Origin of the sequence: Streptomyces coelicoflavus (assembly GCF_003112555.1) — a bacterium.
GTDB lineage: Bacteria > Actinomycetota > Actinomycetes > Streptomycetales > Streptomycetaceae > Streptomyces > Streptomyces coelicoflavus.
Map to the genome: position 1 here is coordinate 283,775 of NZ_BEWB01000012.1, position 17,238 is coordinate 301,012.

Below are 17,238 nucleotides of genomic sequence, written 5' to 3' on the forward strand. Positions count from 1 at the left end.
ATGTGGCGGCCAGTGGTTGAACCTGTGACTGACAGGGAAAACTAGATCCCCAACTCCTGCGCCAGCACCGCCGCTTGCACCCGGCTGCGCAGCCCCAGCTTCCCCAGCATCCGGCTGACGTGCGTCTTCACCGTGGCCTCGGCCATCTCCAGCCGCTCGGCGATCGCGGCGTTGGACAGCCCCTCGCCGAGACAGGACAGCACCTCGCGCTCCCGCCGCGTCAGCTCCCGCAGCACCGCGGGATCGGCGGTGGGCTCCCGCACCGGCGTCGCGGCGAACTCGGCGATCAGCCGCCGGGTGACGGCCGGCGCCACGATGCCCTCGCCGCCCGCCACCGTGCGCACGGCCGCGATCAGGTCCTTGGCGTCGGTGTTCTTCAGCAGGAACCCGGACGCCCCCGCCCGCAGCGCGCCGAAGACGTACTCGTCCAGGTCGAAGGTGGTCAGCACCAGCACGTCGGCGAGACCCTCCCCGACCACGATCCGGGTCGCCGACACCCCGTCCAGACGCGGCATCTGTACGTCCATCAGCACCAGGTCGGGACGCAGTTCGCGGGCCAGCGCCACCGCCTGCTCGCCGTCCGCGGCCTCCCCGGCCACCTCGATGTCCGGAGCGCTGCCCAGGATCAGCACCAGCCCCGCGCGGACGGCGGACTGGTCCTCGGCGACGAGGACGCGGATCATGCGAGGTCTCCTTCGGTCAGGGGCAGGGTGGCCCGTACGGCCCAGATCTTGTCGCCCGCCGCACCGGGGCCCGCCACCGGCCCCGCCTCGAAGGTGCCGTGCAGCAGCGCGGCCCGCTCCCGCATCCCGACCAGACCGGCACCGGAGCCCGGGGCGAGCGGGGTGTCCCGGTCGCCGTACGGGCTGGTCACCCGGATGCGCAGGGCGCCGTCGTGCCGGTCGAGGCGGACCCGGACGGCGCCCTTGGAGCCGTGCTTCAGCGCGTTGGTGAGCGACTCCTGCACGATCCGGTACGCGGCCAGCTCGACCGGGGCGGGGAGGTTCTCGCCGGCGTCCGCGTCCAGGGTGACGTCGAGGCCGTTGGAGCGGGCGGCGTCGATCAGTGCGTTGAGCCCGTCGAGGGTGGGCGCGGCGGCCGGTTCCGTGTCCCCGCCGTCGTCCCGCAGGATGCCGATCAGGCGTCGCATCTCGGCCAGTCCCGCCACGCTGTTCTCCCGGATCACGCCGAGCGCCTGCCGGGTGGTCGCCGCGTCGTCGAGGGAGAGCGCGGCCGTGGAGTGGATGGCGATCGCGGAGAGGTGGTTGGCGACCATGTCGTGCAGCTCGCGGGCCATCCGGGCGCGCTCGGCGGTCACCGCCTGCGTCCGGTCCATCTCCGCGAGCAGCGCGGTCTGTTCGGCCCGCAGCAGGGCGGCGTCGGCGGCCTCGCGGTGGTTGCGCACGATGAGGCCGGTGGAGGCGGGCGTGAACGTCACGGCGCCCGTGACGACCCCGATCAGCAGCGCCTCCGGCACCCGCAGCACGGCGAAGGGCACCAGCGTCGCCGCGATCGACAGCATCCCGGTGATCCACGGCAGACGGCGTGCCGTGGTGGGCGGTCCGTAGAGGACTGCGGCGTACATCAGGTCGGTGTACATCACGATCGTGGCGATGCTGCCCTGGGTCGTGAGGTCCGCGGCCAGCGCGAGCGTGCCGGTCAGCAGGGCGGTGCGCGGTGCGGTGCGGCGCAGCAGTTCGCAGCCGGACATCAGGGCGAGCGGCACGAGGAGCGGTCCGCCGCCGTCGAAGAGGACCTGGGGATCACCCGCCTTCCGGAGGCCCAGCCCGGATCCCCACAGCAGCAGTCCGCCGACGAGTCCGGCGAGCGCGGCCCACAGGTCGAAGCGGGGCGGGCGGGGGAGTCGTGCGGCCATGCCACCATCCAACACGCCCCGCGCCCCGCCCGCCTGATCCCGGGGAAGGGTCCCGCACTGCATCTTTCGATGTACCGGAGGTTCGTCACCGCCGACGACGAACCCGGCGGATTCCGACGGGAGCCTGGAAGGGTGAACGAAGGGAGTGCGTCGTGGTCGTCGCGTTGATCATCGCCTGCGAGGTCGGCTTCTGGGTCCTGCTGGCCCTCGGCCTGGGCGCCCGCTACCTGCTGAAGTGGCGGCGCACGAGTGTGGTCCTGCTGCTGTGCGAGCCCGTCCTGGAACTGGTCCTGTTCGCCGTGACGGCGTACGACCTGAAGAACGGCGCCGAGCCCGGCTGGGAGCACGGCCTGGCCGCGCTGTACATCGGCTACACCGTCGCCTACGGCCACTACACGATCCGCTGGCTCGACGGCCACGCCGCCCACCGCCTGGCCGGCGGCCCGCCCCCGCGGAAGCCGCCGCGTCACGGGCTGCCCCGGGCCGCCCACGAGGGCCGGATGTGGCTGCGGACGCTGGTGGGTGGCGCCGTCGCCTCGACGCTGCTCCTGGTAGCCATCTGGTACGTCGGTGACGACGGGGACACCTCCGCCCTGGAGGCGACCCAGGGCGCGGTGCTGAAGGTCGTCGGCATCCACGGCCTGATCGCCCTCACCTACCTGGTCTGGCCGAAGAGGGGCCCGGCCGGCATGACGGTGCCAGGGGCAGGCGGCTCCAGTCAGGCGCCGGCTGGGAAAGCCCCTGAAGGGGCGCGGGGAACTGCGCGACCAGCCACGACGGAGCAGCAGACGAAAGACGGCACCGGTCCCCGGCACCACCAGCGGAGCGCCTAGCGTTCCCCGCCCGGCACCCACAGCACGTCCCCGACCTCCTTGTTGGCCACCCGGGCCAGGATGAAGAGCAGGTCGGAGAGGCGGTTGAGGTAGGTCGCGGTGAGCGGGTTCATCGTGTCGCCGTGGGCCTCCAGCGCCGCCCAGGTGGAGCGCTCGGCCCGGCGGACCACGGTGCACGCCTGGTGCAGCAGGGCCGCGCCGGGGGTGCCGCCGGGCAGGATGAAGGAGCGGAGCTTCTCCACCTCGGCCAGGTAGCGGTCGCAGTCCGCCTCCAGCTTGTCGACGTAGAACTGCTCGACCCGCAGCGGCGGGTACTCGGGGTTCTCCACCACCGGCGTGGACAGGTCCGCGCCCACGTCGAACAGGTCGTTCTGGACGCGGACGAGGACCTTCACGACCTCCTCGGACAGGCCGCCCAGGGCGATGGCGCTGCCGATCACCGCGTTCGCCTCGTTGGCGTCCGCATACGCGGAGATCCTGAGGTCGGTCTTGGGGACCCGGCTCATGTCGCCGAGGGCGGTGGTGCCCTTGTCGCCGGTGCGGGTGTAGATGCGCGTCAGGTTGACCATGGGGCCAGCGTAGTTACGCCCCGGCGGTCCGGAAGACGCGTGTGCCCACCGTCACGGCCAGTGCGGTGAAGGCCAGGGCGACGAGCACGCCGTACAGCATGTGCGCCGTCGCGTAGGAGCCGACGTAGGCGTCCCGCACCGCGTCCACCAGATAGCGGAACGGCATCAGGTGCGAGAGCACGTCCAGCCACGCCGGCCCCAGCGTCATCGGCAGCATCAGGCCGGACAGCAGCATCGACGGCATGGTGAGGGCGTTGACGGTGGGCCCGAACTCCTGCGGGGTGCGGACCTTCATCGCCAGCGCATACGACAGCGAGGCCAGCGACGCCGTGAGCAGCGCGACGAACGCGAAGCCGATCAGCACGCCGGGCAGCGGCGCGCGCAGGCCCATCACCAGCGCCGCCAGGACCAGCAGCACCGCCTGGAAGGCGAAGACGGTGGCGTCCCGCAGGACCCGCCCGAGGAGCAGCGCCAGGCGGCTGACGGGCGTGACCCGCATCCGCTCGACCACTCCCTGGCCGTTCTCGATGATGATCGAGAAGCCGGCGAAGGAGGCGCCGAACAGGCCGAGTTGGAGCAGCAGGCCGGGGACCAGCACCTGCCAGGAGCTGCCCTGCCCGCCGAGTGGCAGGTCGGTCAGCAGCGGGCCGAAGAAGAGCAGGTACAGCAGGGGCATCAGCACGCCGAACAGCAGCGCGAAGCGGGAGCGCAGGGACTGGCGCAGATAGCGGCCGTAGATGAGGCCGGTGTCGTGGAGCAGCATCGGAAGTCCTCGAAGGGTCAGACGGCTACGGGGGTGGCGTCGGCCGGAGCCGTGCTGCGGCCGGTGACGGCCAGGAAGGTGTCCTGGAGGGAGGCGTCGGGCGAGCCGCCGTACTCCCGCTTCAGGGCGGCGGGAGTGCCCTCGGCGACGACCACGCCGCCGTCCACGACCACCAGGCGGTCGGAGAGGGCGTCGGCCTCGTCGAGGTAGTGGGTGGTCAGGAAGACCGTGGTGCCGTGCTCGTCGCGCAGCCCGCGGACCAGGGCCCACAGGTCGGCGCGGCTGCCCGGGTCCAGGCCGGTCGTCGGCTCGTCCAGGAAGAGCACCTTCGGGCGGTGCGTGAGGGCCATCGCGATGTCCAGCCGCCGCCGCTGCCCGCCGGAGAGGGCGCCGCACTTGCGGTCGAGCAGCTCGCTCAGGTCCAGGTCGCGGGCCAGTTCCCCGGCGCGCTCGGCGGCCCGTGCCCTGTTCAGCCGGTACAGGCGGCCCTGAGTGACCAGCTCCTCCCGGACCGTGATCTGCGGGTCCACCCCGCCCGACTGCGCCACGTACCCGCACGCCGCGCGCACCCCGGCCGGGTCCGTCGCCAGGTCGTGCCCGGCGACGGTGGCCGCGCCGCCGGTGGGGGCGAGCAGGGTCGTCAGCATCCGCAGGGTGGTGGTCTTGCCGGCGCCGTTGGGGCCCAGGAAGCCCAGGATCTCGCCCTCGCGGACGGTGAGGTCGATGCCGCGCACCGCCTCGACCGGGCCGCGCTTGGTCGCGAAGGTCCGGGCCAGTCCGGCCGTACTGATGATTGCCATGCGCCACAGAAAAACAGAGTCACTGCAATTTTGCAATGTCCCCAAGTTTTCAGTGGCACCAGTCGGTGGCGTCGGCGCGGCTAGGATGCGTGCATGGCCGAGGGACTCAGGGAACGGAAGAAGCGGCAGACCCGGCAGTACATCTCGGATGTCGCCACGGGGCTGTTCCTGGAACGCGGCTTCGAGGCCGTGACCGTGGCGGAGGTCGCGGACGCCGCGAACGTCTCCGTCAACACGGTCTACAACTACTTCCCGGCCAAGGAGGACCTGTTCCTCGACCGCTCCAAAGGGGTCGTCGACCGGTTGTCGCGCTGGGTGCGCGGGCGGCGCGGCGGGGAGTCCGCGGCGGGCGCCGTGCTGAGGGAGCTGCGCGAGGAGGTCGAGTCGGTGTCGCCCCGGATCGGCCTCATGGACGGATACGCGCGCTTCATGGGGGTCATCCACTCCTCGCCCGCGCTGCGTTCCCGGCTCTGGGCGATCGGCCAGGAGGTGCAGGACAACCTCGAGCACACCCTGCGCGAGGAGACCGGCGCCCCGGACGACGACCCCGTCCCCTCGCTGATGGCCGGCCAGATCAGCTGGCTGCACGGCACGGTGATGGCGACCATCGGCCGCCGCCTGATGGCCGGCGGGAAACCCGCCGAAGTGTCCCGCGACATCCTCGTGCTGCTGGACGAGATGGAGGACCTGTTGAGCGACAAGGTGCTCAACTACGCCGTACGAGGCCCCGAGTGACACCCGAATACCACCCCTCGGTGTGACGTCCGTCATTTGAGACGTGACGCGCGTTACTAACCGGTCACACAGCGCCTCCCGCCCGCTAATCTCCGGCCGAGAGACGAGAATCAGCGCGTATCAGGGGAGTCGCACAGTGGCACGGAAGCTCGCCGTCATCGGAGCCGGTCTCATGGGATCGGGCATCGCCCAGGTCTCCGCCCAGGCGGGCTGGGACGTCGTCCTGCGCGACGTCACCGACGAGGCGCTGCGGCGCGGCACCGACGGCATCAAGGCGTCGTACGACAAGTTCGTCGCCAAGGGGAAGCTCACCGCGGAGGACGCCGAGGCGGCGCTCGGGCGCCTGACCGCGACCACCGACCTGGACGCCGCCGCCGACGCGGACGTCGTCGTCGAGGCCGTCTTCGAGAAGCTGGAAGTCAAGCACGAGATCTTCCGTACCCTGGACAAGCTGGTGAAGGACGGGGCGATCCTCGCGTCCAACACCTCCGCGATCCCGATCACCAAGATCGCGGCCGTGACGGAGCGCCCGGAGCGGGTCGTCGGCACCCACTTCTTCTCGCCGGTCCCGATGATGCAGCTGTGCGAGCTGGTGCGCGGCTACAAGACCAGTGACGAAACGCTCGCCACCGCACGGGAGTTCGCCGAGTCCACCGGCAAGACCTGCATCGTCGTCAACCGCGACGTCGCGGGCTTCGTGACCACCCGCCTCATCTCCGCCCTCGTCGTCGAGGCCGCGAAGCTGTACGAGTCGGGCGTCGCCACCGCCGAGGACATCGACCTCGCCTGCAAGCTGGGCTTCGGCCACGCGATGGGACCGCTGGCCACGGCCGACCTGACGGGCGTCGACATCCTGCTGCACGCCACGGGCAACATCTACACCGAGTCCCAGGACGAGAAGTTCGCCCCGCCGGAGCTGATGCGCCGGATGGTGGACGCCGGTGACATCGGCCGCAAGAGCGGGCAGGGCTTCTACAAGCACTGAGGTCACATCGGCCCCGGCAGACATCACACGCCGGGGTGAATTCGGTATCGGTTCGCTTACAGGCGGCAACCTCCGGTCGTTTCGGCCAGTCAGAGGGTGCAACACCTGATATCGCCGAGAGATCACCACGCACGGACGACAAGCACGGACGACGAAGAGAAGACGCACGCCGGGGAGCGCATATGCACATCAGGGGCGACCACGTCGAGCTGGTCGTCGGGGGCCGCCTCGACGTCCGCAGCGCGGCGGACGCCCGTACGGTCCTGCACTCGGCCGTCGACGACGGAGTCGGCGACCTGGTGCTCGACCTGTCAGAGCTGGACTCCTGGGACGCCACCGGACTCGGCGTGATCATGGGAGCCCACCGGCGGGCCGGCCGCTGCGGCCGGCGCCTGGTGCTGCGCGGCGTGCCGCCGCAGATGCAGCGCCTGCTGGTGGCCACCCGGCTGCACCGCATCCTGGCCATCGAGGGCGGTATCGGTGTGGAGACCCTGCCCCGCGTGTGAGTGAGGGTTCACACCTCCGACACACGCAATCCTCACGAGACCGTGACCTCTCGGGCCGTCCGGCACCCCGGACTGTCGGAGATACTGGGCGAAGGTTTAGGGTCTGGCTGCCCGCTGCCTTTGCAAACCCGCCGGCGGGCCCGGACCAGAAGCGACAGCGCGGTGTGCGGCAAGGCCGGGAGGGTGGTCCCTTGCCGGGGCCCTGCACACGACGCTTTTGGGGGGCTTGAACCAATGGACCCGAACAACCGGGGCCCTGAGGAGTACGGCCAGGACGGCGACCACCAGGCGCCGCGCCCGCGCCCGCACAGGGACCCCATCACCTCCGACTTCGGACAGCCCGCGCTCGTGCGCACGGCGCAGCTGGTGTCCGGCGACTTCCTGCTCACCGTCAACCCCGTCGACGGCAGCGAGATCGAGGTCTGCCCGCCCACGGAGCGGCCCGCCCGGCCCGAGAAGCTCACCGCGGCCGAGCGCGCCGAGGCGGAGCGTGCCGCGCTGCCGCCCGTCCCGCCGGGACCGGTCCGCACCGTCCTCGGCCTGCTGGCCCGCGAGGACGAACGCGAACGCCTGGTGCGACTGCTCGCCCGCGGCCGCTCCGTCCGCCTCACCGGCCCCGCCGGCTCCGGCCGCACCAGCCTCCTCGACGTCGTCGCCGAGGACTGCGCGGGCCTCGCGCCCGACGGCGTCGTCCGGCTCAGCGGCCACCACCGCACCGCCGACGACCTCCTCCACGACCTCTTCCACGCCGTCCACCGCGCGCCCCTGCACCGCCCGGGCCGGACCGAACTCCTCGCCCACCTCCGCGAAGTGGGCGCGGTCGTGATCCTGGACGACGTCGAGTTCGGCGGCACCGCCCTCGACGAACTCCTCGACGCCACCCCCGAGTGCGCCTTCCTCCTCGGCACCACCCCGGACGTGCCCGCCCCCTCCGCCGACTCGGCCGTCGAAGAGGTCTTCCTCACCGGCCTGGAGCGCTCGGACGGCGTGGAGCTGCTGGAACGCGCCGCCGGGCGTGCCCTCACCGAGGAGGAGGCCAACTGGGCCGGCGACCTCTGGTTCGAGTCCGAGGGCCTGCCCCTGCGCTTCGTCCAGGCCGGTGCCCTGCTGCGCCGCCGGGACCGGGAGCGGGCCGGTGCCGACGCCGTCGACGAGTTCGGCGTCTTCGCCGACGCACGCCCGGACGACGACACCCCCTACGACGCCACCGAGGCCGACGACGTACCGCTGCCGTCGCTCGGCGAGGCCGCCGCACCCGCACCGCTGCTCGCCTCCCGGCTCAGCGCCTCCGCCCGCGCCACCCTGGAGTTCGCCGTCGCGCTCGGCGGCGAGGTGCCGCACCAGGCCCACCTGCCCGCCCTGGTCGGCGACACCCACGCGGACGCCGCCCTCGGCGAGCTGACCGACTGCGGGCTGGTCTCCCCGGTCGGCTCCCGCTACCGGCTTGCCGCCGGGGTGCTCACCCAGCTGGAGAGCGCCGGGTACACCGACGCCGTGCGGGAGCGGGCACGGTCCGCCGCCCAGCACTACGCCTGGTGGGCCGGGCACCCCTCGGTCACCCCGGAGCGGGTCTGCGCGGAGGCCGACGCCGTCCTGGCCGCCCTCGCCGTCCTGGTGCCGGCGACGACCCCGGCCGCCGAGGACGAGGAGAGCCCGGCCGTCCAGCTGGCCCGCACCGCGGCGCCCGCGTTCGCCGCCGGACTCCACTGGAGCGCCTGGCAGCGGGCGCTGCGCTCCGGCACCGAGGCCGCCCGGCTCGCCGGCGACGTCGCGGAACAGGCCTACTTCCACCACGAACTCGGCGTCCTCGCGCTGTGCGAGGACCGGCTGGACCGGGCGCGCGCCGAGCTGGAGGCCTCCATCGGGCTGCGCGGCGCGCTCTCCGACAAGCGCGGCGCCGTGGCGGGCCGCCGCGCCCTCGCGCTGGTCGCCGACCGCACCGGGGACACCCCGGGGCTGGGCAGCGGCGGTGCGGGCGCCTTCGGCGGCGCGGGTGCCGTCGCCGGGTTCGGTGTCGCCGGCGCCGGGCTCGGCCCGACCGTGGGGGAGGAGGTGCCCGACGCCCGCCACGAGGAGTCGGTGGCGCCGTCCGCGGGCGTCCCCGCGCCCTTCCCGCCGCTCCAGCCGCCCCCGCAGTCCCCGACCCTCGTCACCCGCCGCGAGCCCGACGAGGAGCCGCCCCGCACGGTCGTCGGCGGCATCAAGGGCTTCGCCCGGCGCAATCTGGTGGCCGCCGGAGCGGGCGCGCTGCTCGTCGCCGTGCTGGGCACGGTGGTGACCCTCGGGGCCACCTCCGAGAACGACGCGGGCGATCCCTCCAACGAGGTCGGCGGCACCCCGTCGGCCAGCCAGGGCATCGACGACGGCAGCCTGGGCGCGGACCGGCCCTCGGACGACGCCGAGGAACAGCAGACGCCCGGCGGCCCGACCGACTCGGGCCCGGACGGCACCGCCGGCACGACGGACGACCCGACGCCCACGGAGTCGGGGGAGCCCTCGCAGGGGCCGAGCGAGTCCGAGCAGCCCGGTGACCCGGGCTCCGGCGACCCGGACGACTCGGACACGCCGGACGACCCGTCCACTTCGTCCGGCCCGCCCACCTCGACCGAGCCGTCCGACCCGTCGACCTCGCCGGAGCCGAGCGACTCCGACACGGAGACCGATCCCGGCACCGAGGAGCCCACGGACCCCGGCACCTCTCCGAGTGATCCCGATTCGCCGACCACCACCCCGCCCGTGTCCAACAGCGCCAGCGACACCACCACGCCCACCGCCGCCGGTTCCCCGGCGAACACTCCCACCGCCTCGCAGAGCGGCGCCGACACCGGTACGGACACGTCGACCGGCTCGGACGACGGGGAGACCGGTCAGATCATCTGACCCCGCCGGTCGGGCAACGACGCACGAAGGAGGGCCGGGTCCGCTCGTCGGACCCGGCCCTCCCCACGTCGTGGGTGACGCCCCCTCAGAACAGCCGCAGCTTGTCGTCCTCGATGCCCCGCAGCGCGTCGTAGTCCAGCACCTGGCAGCCGATGCCGCGGTCCGTGGCCAGCACGCGGGCCTGCGGCTTGATCTCCTGGGCGGCGAAGACGCCGCGCACCGGGGCGAGATGCGGATCGCGGTTCAGCAGCTCGAGGTAGCGCGTGAGCTGCTCCACGCCGTCGATCTCGCCGCGTCGCTTGATCTCGACCGCGACGGTCCCGCCCTGGGCGTCCCGGCACAGGATGTCGACGGGGCCGATGGCGGTCATGTACTCGCGTCGGATGAGGGTGTAGCCCTCGCCCAGGGTGTCGATGCGGTCGGCGAGCAGCTCCTGGAGGTGCGCTTCCACGCCGTCCTTGATCAGGCCCGGATCGACGCCCAGTTCGTGCGAGGAGTCGTGGAGAATCTCCTCCATCGTGATGATGAGCTTCTCGCCCGCTTTGTTGACGACGGTCCAGACGCCTTCCTCCTCGCCCGTGCCCTCCTTGAGGGCGCACGGAGGCGACATCCAGTTGAGGGGCTTGTAGGCCCGGTCGTCGGCATGGATCGAGACGCTGCCGTCCGCCTTGACCAGGATCAGCCGGGGGGCCGAGGGCAGGTGGGCGGTGAGCCGTCCGGCGTAGTCGACGGAGCAGCGGGCAATGACGAGACGCATGGTCGGCAACGCTACTCGACGCGCCCGGCCCGACGCGATTCGCCCGTGCCCGGGCACCCCGCGGCACCACCGCGCGCTGTCCCACTTCTCCCATTGGCCCCGTTGTGCGCACTGGCCGATTGTGGGCCTACGGGATGGTGCCCATCTGGGCATTCTCCTGGTGCGGTCCCGATCGGTTGCTTACGGTATTGAACGGGAGGTCGCGACCTGTGTACGCAGCGTGTTCGGAATCGCGCACTCCCCTAACTGTCCGGCAACCCCCGCCAGTCGGGGGTGCGAGAGGAGAACCCATGTCGCTCGACGTCTCACCGGCCCTACTCGAACAGGCCGAGCGAGGCGAGGTCGACGAAGCAGACTTCGTCGACTGCGTCCGGACCTCCCTGCCCTACGCATGGGAGATGGTCAGCTCCCTGGTGGCCCAGCTGAAGGTCGACGGCGGAGCCTTCGCCGACAACCAGACGCCCCCGCCGGACGAGCAGGCGCGCGGCCAGCTCCTGCGTGCGCTCGCGAGTGACGCCATACGCGGTGCACTGCAGCGGCACTTCGGGGTGCGGCTGGCCTTCCAGAACTGCCACCGGGTGGCGGTGTTCCCGTTGGACTCCTCCGTCGACGAGACGCTGACCAAGTTCACCTCGGTGCGCAGCCAGTTGCTGAACCAGTCGCCCGAACTGCGCGACTGCTGAGGCACCCCAGAGCGCCCGCTTGCCGCTCCGTACGTGGGAGGTGCAGTACTTGTACCGGAGCGGCAAGCTCCCCGCCCGCGGGCTCAGCGGAGCTGGGGGAGCACCTCGGCCCCGAGCCGCCGTACGTTCTCCTCGGTCGCCGCCAGGTCTCCCGAGCCCTCGACGAGGAGGGCGAAGCGGGAGATGCCGGTCCGTTCGCCGGTCGCCGCGAGCCGGTCCGCGCACAGCCGGGGCGTGCCCACCGGGTGCAGCCCGCAGAGCAGTTCGGTGTAGGCGTACGGGTCGCGCATCCGCCGCTCCCGGCCGTCCACCGTGACATGGGCGCCGAGCCCCTGCCGCAGCCAGCCCGGCATCGCCTTGAGCAGGGTCTCCGCCGCGTCCGTGCGCCGGTCCGCGATCTGGCAGACGCCGGCCGAGACGTGTCCGGCGCCGTGGATCTCCGCCGCCGGACGCCCGGCCGCACGCGCGTGGCGCCGCCACAGGGCGACCATCTCCGCCTTCTCCTCGTCGCCGACGTGCATCCCGAGGAGCATCGGCAGCCCCCGTTCGGCCGCCATGCGCACGCTCGACGGCGAGGTGCAGGCCACGACGACCTCCGGGCCCGGCTCCTCCGAGAGGGACTCCGACGGCCGCGGCACGACGGGCACCTCGCGGAAGCCGAAGCGGTCCCCCGAGGCGCCGACGGCCGGTTCGCGCAGCCAGCGCAGCAGCAGGTCGAGCGACTCCGGAAAACCCTTCTCGTACGCCTCCAGACCCGCGCCGAACACCTCCAGGTCCACCCACGGCCCGCCGCGGCCCACGCCCAGCGAGAAGCGGCCGCCGCTGGTGACGTGCAGCAGCGCGGCCTGCTCGCCGAGCGCCACCGGGTGGACGGTGGGCAGCACGCTGACCGCCGTGCCGACCCGCAGACGCCGGGTGCGGCCCAGCAGCAGCGCGGCCAGGGTCACGGCCGACGGACACGTGCCGTACGGCACGAAGTGGTGTTCGGCCAGCCAGACCGTGTCGAGCCCGGCCTCCTCGGCGACCTCGGCCGAGCGGACCGCGCGGTGCAGCGCCTCGCCCTGGCCCTGGCCCGGGAACTGGGCTCCCAACACGAAACTTCCTACGCGCATTGCCTTTTCCTGCTTCCTCGGCCCCGACACGGAGCTCCCCCACAGGGCATAACCGCCTGACACGTGCCGAGGACACGGCCGGACGAAGGAATTTGCGGATTGTCTGCAGAATCGGCCGTTGTGGGACGTCGTGCCGGGCCCGGCCGGAACCCCGCGCGGGGGGAGCCGCAGTGTTCCGGCGGCGTACGCGTACCCGTGCCCGTGCCGCGTAGGCTGGATGCCGCCCTGCTTCCTGTATAGCTCCGTGAGGTGTCCTGTGTCCCCGCGTCGCAACCGAGCCAAGGGAGCCGGTTCGTCCGGCCGGAGCGCCGAGGACGACGGCTCCGGCCGCTACGGCGGCTGGCAGTCCGCGGAGAGCTGGCAGGGCGAGGAGTGGAGCGTACGGCACGTGGCGGGCGCCAGCGCGCAGGGGAAGTCGTACCGCTGCCCGGGGTGCGACCAGCTCATTCCGGACGGAGTCCCGCACGTCGTGGCCTGGCCGGCCCACTCGGGCGTCGACGACCGCCGGCACTGGCACAAGTCGTGCTGGAACGCGAAGGACCGCCGCACCACGCGGGTGCAGCGGTCCCGTAACGCGCCGAGGTTCTGAACCCCCGTTTACACGTCCCGCTTCTCCAGCAGGGCGAAGGCGGCGGCGAACGCCACCGCGGTCACGCCGAGCACGATCCACAGCGGGTCCCAGCCCGAGGGTCCGGAGTCGGAGAGCGAGTTGGCGTAGAAGATGCTCATCTGGTTCGGGATCGAGTACTCGAACAGGGCCTGCTGCACGTCCTTGAGCGACTCCGAGAACATGAACAGCGCGATCACCAGCGGGGCGAGCAGCACGCCGATCATGAGAGTGATGGCGCCCGCCGAGTGCCGGATGACCGAGCCCGCGGCCAGCGAGAGCAGCCCGAGCAGCGCGATGTAGAGCGAGACGCCGACGGTGCCCTTCAGCCACTCCTCGCCGGTGGGGTCGCCGGCCCCGTTGCCCTCCAGCGTGGACACGTGGAACAGCCCGACCAGGGTCGCGGACACGAGCGTCACCACGAAGGCGACCAGGAAGAACACGATGCCCTTGGCCGCCAGCACCCGGCCGCGGCTGGGGCAGGCGGTCATGGTCGTGCGGATCATGCCCGTGCCGTACTCCGAGGCGGTGGTCAGCACGCCGAGCGTGATCACGCAGATGCTGCCGAGCAGCAGGCCGAAGAAGCCGAGGCTCAGCGCGCTCTCGCCGGCCAGGTCGGAGTCCGAGCTCGCCACCACCGCGCCGGTCAGCAGCCCGATGCCGAGGACGAGCAGGACGAACACGCCCAGCGTCCACATCGTCGAGCGCACCGACTTGATCTTCGTCCACTCGGAGGCCAGGGCGTGCAGGAGGGTCGTGCGCACCACCGGGATCGGCGAGGTGTAGGTCGGGTACGGCGAACCGGGCGCGGCCTGCTGCGTCGGGGGCTGGGGGGTGCTCATCGGGCGTCCTCGGGCTTGGTCGGGTCGGTGACCGGCGCGGAGGCGGGCGCCGGGGCGGCGGAAGGGGGCGCGGGAGCGGCGGCGGGCGGCGCCGAGGCGGGCGGCTGGGGCATCTGCGGAGCCTGTGGGGCCTGCTGTGCCTGCTGGGCCGCGTACGGGTTGGCCGGCTGGCCGCCCGGCACCGCGCCGGGTGCCTGCGGGGCGCCGTACGGGCCCGCCGGGGCCTGGCCCGGGGCGCCCTGCGGCGCGGCGAAGGGCTGACCGCCCTGCTGGGGCGGCGGCGGGGCGTACCACCCCGGCTGGCCCTGCCCCGGCACCGGCATCGGCGGCTGCGCGCCGGGCGGCAGGGGCTGCTGGAGCCCGGCCTTCTGGTCGGCGGTCGACCGGTAGTCCACGGCGCCCTGCGTCATCCGCATGTACGCCTCCTCCAGCGAGGCCTGGTGCGGCGACAGCTCCCACAGCCGTACGTCACTGGCGTGCGCGACGTCGCTGATCCGGGGGAGGGGAAGGCCGGTCACGCGCAGCGCGCCGTCCTGCTCGGGCAGCACGTGGCCGCCCGCCTCGGTCAGCGCCGAGGTCAGCTTCTCGCGCAGCTGCGGCTCGGTGTCCGGCGTCCGCACCCGCGCGAAGTCGGCGGAGTTGGCCGAGATGAACTCCGTCACGCTCATGTCGGCCATCAGCTGGCCGCGCCCGATGACGATCAGGTGGTCGGCGGTCAGCGCCATCTCGCTCATCAGGTGCGAGGAGACGAAGACGGTGCGGCCCTCCGCCGCGAGCGCCTTCATCAGGTTGCGCACCCAGTGGATGCCCTCCGGGTCGAGGCCGTTGACCGGCTCGTCGAAGAGCAGCACCTGGGGGTCGCCGAGCAGCGCGGCGGCGATGCCGAGCCGCTGGCCCATGCCGAGGGAGAAGCCCTTGGAACGCCGCCTGGCCACGTCCTGGAGGCCCACCACGCCGAGCACCTCGTCCACCCGCCGGGCCGGGATGCCGGACAGCTGGGCGAGGCTCAGCAGGTGGTTGCGGGCGGCGCGGCCGCCGTGCACCGCCTTGGCGTCGAGGAGCGCCCCGACGTGGCGCGCGGCGTTGGGCAGCTTGCGGTACGGGTGGCCGCCGATCGTCACGTGCCCCGCCGTGGGGTTGTCCAGGCCCAGGATCATCCGCATCGTCGTCGACTTGCCCGAGCCGTTGGGCCCGAGGAAGCCGGTGACGGCACCGGGCCGCACCTGGAAGGAGAGGTTGTACACGGCGGTCTTGTCGCCGTATCGCTTGGTCAGGCCGACAGCCTCGATCATGCTCCGCACCCATCGGAAGGTTCAGGGACAGCAGGGCACACGCCCCCGTAAGGGTTAGGAGGATATCCACGCGCTGACGGTTCCGTTCAAGCGCGGGCAAAATCCGACGCCGGACGGACGCGTTCCACCCTGTGTGCTAGGCGTCCCGCTTCTTCAGCACGGCGTACCCGCCCACGAGTGCCGCGATCACCCACAGTGCCATGATCCCGAGGCCGCCCCACGGACCGTACGGCACGTCGTCGTCGATCGGCCTGACCACCTGCATGATCCGGCTGCCGGCCTGGTCGGGCAGGAACCGGCCGACCTTCTCCGTCGCCGGGACGTTGCCCAGGATGTTGGAGATCAGGAAGAAGAACGGCATCAGGATGCCCAGCGACAGCATGGGGGAGCGCAGCATCGCGGCGACCCCCATCGAGAACATCGCGATCAGGGTCATGTAGAGGCCGCCGCCGAACACCGCGCGCAGCACGCCCGGGTCGCCGATCGACGCCTTGAGATCGCCGAGCATCGCCTGGCCGAGGAAGAAGGTGGCGAAGCTGGTGACCATGCCCACGACCAGTGCCAGGACGGTCGCCACCGCGATCTTGCTGAACAGGAAGGTCCCGCGGCGCGGCACGGCGGCCAGCGAGGTGCGGATCATGCCGGAGCTGTACTCGTTGCCCACGACCAGCACCCCGAACACGATCATCGCCAGCTGGCCGAGGCTGGTGCCGGCGAAGCTGATGAAGGTCGGGTCGAAGGCGAGCTGGTCCCGTCGGCTCATGTCGTCGAACTGGCTCTTGGTCAGGGCCGAGATCAGCATGCCGAGGGCGATGGTGACGACCACGGCGAGGCCCAGCGTCCACACCGTGGACGCGACCGACCGGATCTTGGTCCACTCGGACCGGACGACCTGTGTCGCCGCCATGCTCAACCCCTCTTCCAGTCGCTGCCCCACTGCTGCCGCGGCGGCGGCCCCGGTGGCTGTTGCTGCTGCTGCGGCGGCACCGCGCCGGGCGGCTGCCCGTCGTGCGCGTGGTACTCCACGGACTCCGCGGTCAGCTGCATGAACGCCTCCTCCAGCGAGGCGCGCTGCGGGCTCAGTTCGTGCAGCACGATCTGCTGCCGCGCCGCCAGCTCGCCGACCGCCTCGGACTTGTCGCCGTCCACCTCCAGGACCCCGTCGCCCACCTCGACGACCGTGACCCCGGCACCGTGCAGCGCGTCGAGCAGCTGCTCGCGCTGCGGGGTGCGGATCCGGACGTAGCTGCGCGAGTTCTCCGCGATGAACTCGGCCATCGAGGTGTCCGCGAGGAGCCTGCCCTGGCCGATGACGACCAGGTGGTCGGCGGTCAGCGCCATCTCGCTCATCAGGTGGGAGGAGACGAAGACCGTACGGCCCTGGGAGGCCAGGGTCTTCATCAGATTGCGGATCCAGTGGATGCCCTCGGGGTCCAGCCCGTTGACCGGCTCGTCGAACATCAGGATCCGCGGGTCGCCGAGGAGCGCGGCGGCGATGCCGAGCCGCTGGCCCATGCCGAGGGAGAAGCCCTTGGTCTTCTTCCGGGCGACCGCCGAGAGCCCGACCGTGTCCAGGACCTCGCGCACCCGGCTCGCGGGAATGCCGTTGCTCTGCGCGAGGCACAGCAGATGGTTGTGGGCGCTGCGCCCGCCGTGCCAGGCCTTGGCCTCCAGGAGCGCGCCGATGTACGTCAGCGGGTCCGGCAGCTGGTCGTAGTGCCTGCCGTCGATCCGCACGTCCCCGGCGGTCGGCCGGTCCAGGCCGAGCACCATCCGCATGGTCGTCGACTTGCCCGCGCCGTTGGGCCCGAGGAAGCCCGTGATGATGCCGGGTCTGACGGTGAAGGAGAGATTGTTGACCGCCACCTTCTCGCCGTACCGCTTGGTCAGCCCCTCGAGCTCGATCATGGCGCCCACGCTAGAACGGGACGAGGCCCGCTGCCACCCCAGTGACAGAAGGCCTCGTCCTTGTTCCTGCTCGTTCCTGCGCGGTCGTAC

At 72.2% G+C, this 17,238-nt stretch carries 18 protein-coding genes; 7 read left to right on the plus strand and 11 right to left on the minus strand.

Annotated elements, in window-relative coordinates:
• Positions 1–41: 41 nt before the first annotated feature.
• On the minus strand, positions 42–683 hold the full coding sequence (locus tag Sco07f_RS28810) for a response regulator (protein ID WP_108989590.1): 642 nt from the start codon (positions 681–683) through the stop codon (positions 42–44).
• Complete coding sequence (locus Sco07f_RS28815; RefSeq protein ID WP_108989591.1) at positions 680–1,876, minus strand: sensor histidine kinase; 1,197 nt, start codon at positions 1,874–1,876, stop codon at positions 680–682. The genes Sco07f_RS28810 and Sco07f_RS28815 overlap by 4 nt, the downstream gene beginning before the upstream one ends.
• Before the next feature lie 152 nt (positions 1,877–2,028).
• On the opposite strand from Sco07f_RS28815, the gene Sco07f_RS28820 reads away from it, so the two are divergent.
• Positions 2,029–2,709 carry a hypothetical protein gene (locus Sco07f_RS28820; RefSeq protein WP_087789521.1) on the plus strand — a complete coding sequence of 227 codons (681 nt, stop codon included), beginning with the start codon at positions 2,029–2,031 and terminating at the stop codon, positions 2,707–2,709.
• Here Sco07f_RS28820 and Sco07f_RS28825 read toward each other — a convergent pair.
• The 3 genes from Sco07f_RS28825 to Sco07f_RS28835 are packed head-to-tail and all read right to left on the minus strand — an operon-like array spanning position 2,706 to position 4,841.
• Positions 2,706–3,278, minus strand: coding sequence for a cob(I)yrinic acid a,c-diamide adenosyltransferase (locus Sco07f_RS28825; RefSeq protein WP_007387687.1), 573 nt, complete (start codon positions 3,276–3,278; stop codon positions 2,706–2,708). The two genes, Sco07f_RS28820 and Sco07f_RS28825, sit on opposite strands and share 4 nt — an antisense overlap.
• A gap of 13 nt (positions 3,279–3,291) precedes the next feature.
• Positions 3,292–4,041 (minus strand): ABC transporter permease, encoded by a 750-nt coding sequence (locus Sco07f_RS28830; protein WP_108989592.1) that lies wholly within the window; start codon positions 4,039–4,041, stop codon positions 3,292–3,294.
• Positions 4,042–4,058: 17 nt separating this feature from the next.
• On the minus strand, positions 4,059–4,841 hold the full coding sequence (locus tag Sco07f_RS28835) for an ABC transporter ATP-binding protein (protein ID WP_108989593.1): 783 nt from the start codon (positions 4,839–4,841) through the stop codon (positions 4,059–4,061).
• Between the two features lie 93 nt (positions 4,842–4,934).
• Between Sco07f_RS28835 and Sco07f_RS28840 the strand changes: the two genes are divergently transcribed.
• The 4 genes from Sco07f_RS28840 (at position 4,935) to Sco07f_RS28855 (ending at position 9,947) form a co-directional block, all read left to right on the plus strand.
• On the plus strand, positions 4,935–5,576 hold the full coding sequence (locus Sco07f_RS28840) for a TetR/AcrR family transcriptional regulator (protein ID WP_087789518.1): 642 nt from the start codon (positions 4,935–4,937) through the stop codon (positions 5,574–5,576).
• A 136-nt stretch (positions 5,577–5,712) separates the two neighbouring features.
• Positions 5,713–6,561, plus strand: coding sequence for a 3-hydroxyacyl-CoA dehydrogenase family protein (locus Sco07f_RS28845; RefSeq protein ID WP_007387645.1), 849 nt, complete (start codon positions 5,713–5,715; stop codon positions 6,559–6,561).
• Positions 6,562–6,743: 182 nt separating this feature from the next.
• The gene (locus Sco07f_RS28850; protein WP_003973611.1) at positions 6,744–7,067 is read left to right on the plus strand and encodes an STAS domain-containing protein; all 324 of its coding nucleotides are present in this window, start codon (positions 6,744–6,746) and stop codon (positions 7,065–7,067) included.
• A gap of 234 nt (positions 7,068–7,301) precedes the next feature.
• Positions 7,302–9,947: an ATP-binding protein gene (locus Sco07f_RS28855; RefSeq protein WP_108989594.1), complete on the plus strand. Its 2,646-nt coding sequence runs from the start codon at positions 7,302–7,304 to the stop codon at positions 9,945–9,947.
• An 85-nt stretch (positions 9,948–10,032) separates the two neighbouring features.
• Here Sco07f_RS28855 and nucS read toward each other — a convergent pair whose 3' ends face one another.
• Complete coding sequence (gene nucS / locus Sco07f_RS28860) at positions 10,033–10,704, minus strand: endonuclease NucS (protein WP_007387684.1); 672 nt, start codon at positions 10,702–10,704, stop codon at positions 10,033–10,035.
• Positions 10,705–10,994: 290 nt separating this feature from the next.
• Here nucS and Sco07f_RS28865 point away from each other — a divergent pair, with 290 nt between their 5' ends.
• The gene (locus tag Sco07f_RS28865) at positions 10,995–11,387 is read left to right on the plus strand and encodes an SCO5389 family protein (RefSeq protein ID WP_003973607.1); all 393 of its coding nucleotides are present in this window, start codon (positions 10,995–10,997) and stop codon (positions 11,385–11,387) included.
• A gap of 83 nt (positions 11,388–11,470) precedes the next feature.
• Here Sco07f_RS28865 and Sco07f_RS28870 read toward each other — a convergent pair whose 3' ends face one another.
• Positions 11,471–12,499: an LLM class flavin-dependent oxidoreductase gene (locus Sco07f_RS28870; protein WP_087789516.1), complete on the minus strand. Its 1,029-nt coding sequence runs from the start codon at positions 12,497–12,499 to the stop codon at positions 11,471–11,473.
• 256 nt (positions 12,500–12,755) lie between these two features.
• On the opposite strand from Sco07f_RS28870, the gene Sco07f_RS28875 reads away from it, so the two are divergent.
• The gene (locus Sco07f_RS28875; RefSeq protein WP_007387643.1) at positions 12,756–13,088 is read left to right on the plus strand and encodes an Rv1322 family protein; all 333 of its coding nucleotides are present in this window, start codon (positions 12,756–12,758) and stop codon (positions 13,086–13,088) included.
• Positions 13,089–13,096: 8 nt separating this feature from the next.
• Here Sco07f_RS28875 and Sco07f_RS28880 read toward each other — a convergent pair whose 3' ends face one another.
• The 4 genes from Sco07f_RS28880 to Sco07f_RS28895 form a co-directional block, all read right to left on the minus strand.
• Positions 13,097–13,948, minus strand: coding sequence for an ABC transporter permease (locus Sco07f_RS28880; protein ID WP_007387682.1), 852 nt, complete (start codon positions 13,946–13,948; stop codon positions 13,097–13,099).
• Complete coding sequence (locus tag Sco07f_RS28885; RefSeq protein ID WP_108989595.1) at positions 13,945–15,240, minus strand: ABC transporter ATP-binding protein; 1,296 nt, start codon at positions 15,238–15,240, stop codon at positions 13,945–13,947. The genes Sco07f_RS28880 and Sco07f_RS28885 overlap by 4 nt, the downstream gene beginning before the upstream one ends.
• A 136-nt stretch (positions 15,241–15,376) precedes the next feature.
• Positions 15,377–16,147 (minus strand): ABC transporter permease, encoded by a 771-nt coding sequence (locus Sco07f_RS28890; RefSeq protein ID WP_007444712.1) that lies wholly within the window; start codon positions 16,145–16,147, stop codon positions 15,377–15,379.
• A gap of 2 nt (positions 16,148–16,149) precedes the next feature.
• Entirely contained in the window at positions 16,150–17,148 is a 999-nt protein-coding gene (locus tag Sco07f_RS28895; RefSeq protein WP_167468253.1) for an ABC transporter ATP-binding protein, read from the minus strand.
• Between the last annotated feature and the right edge of the window lie 90 nt (positions 17,149–17,238).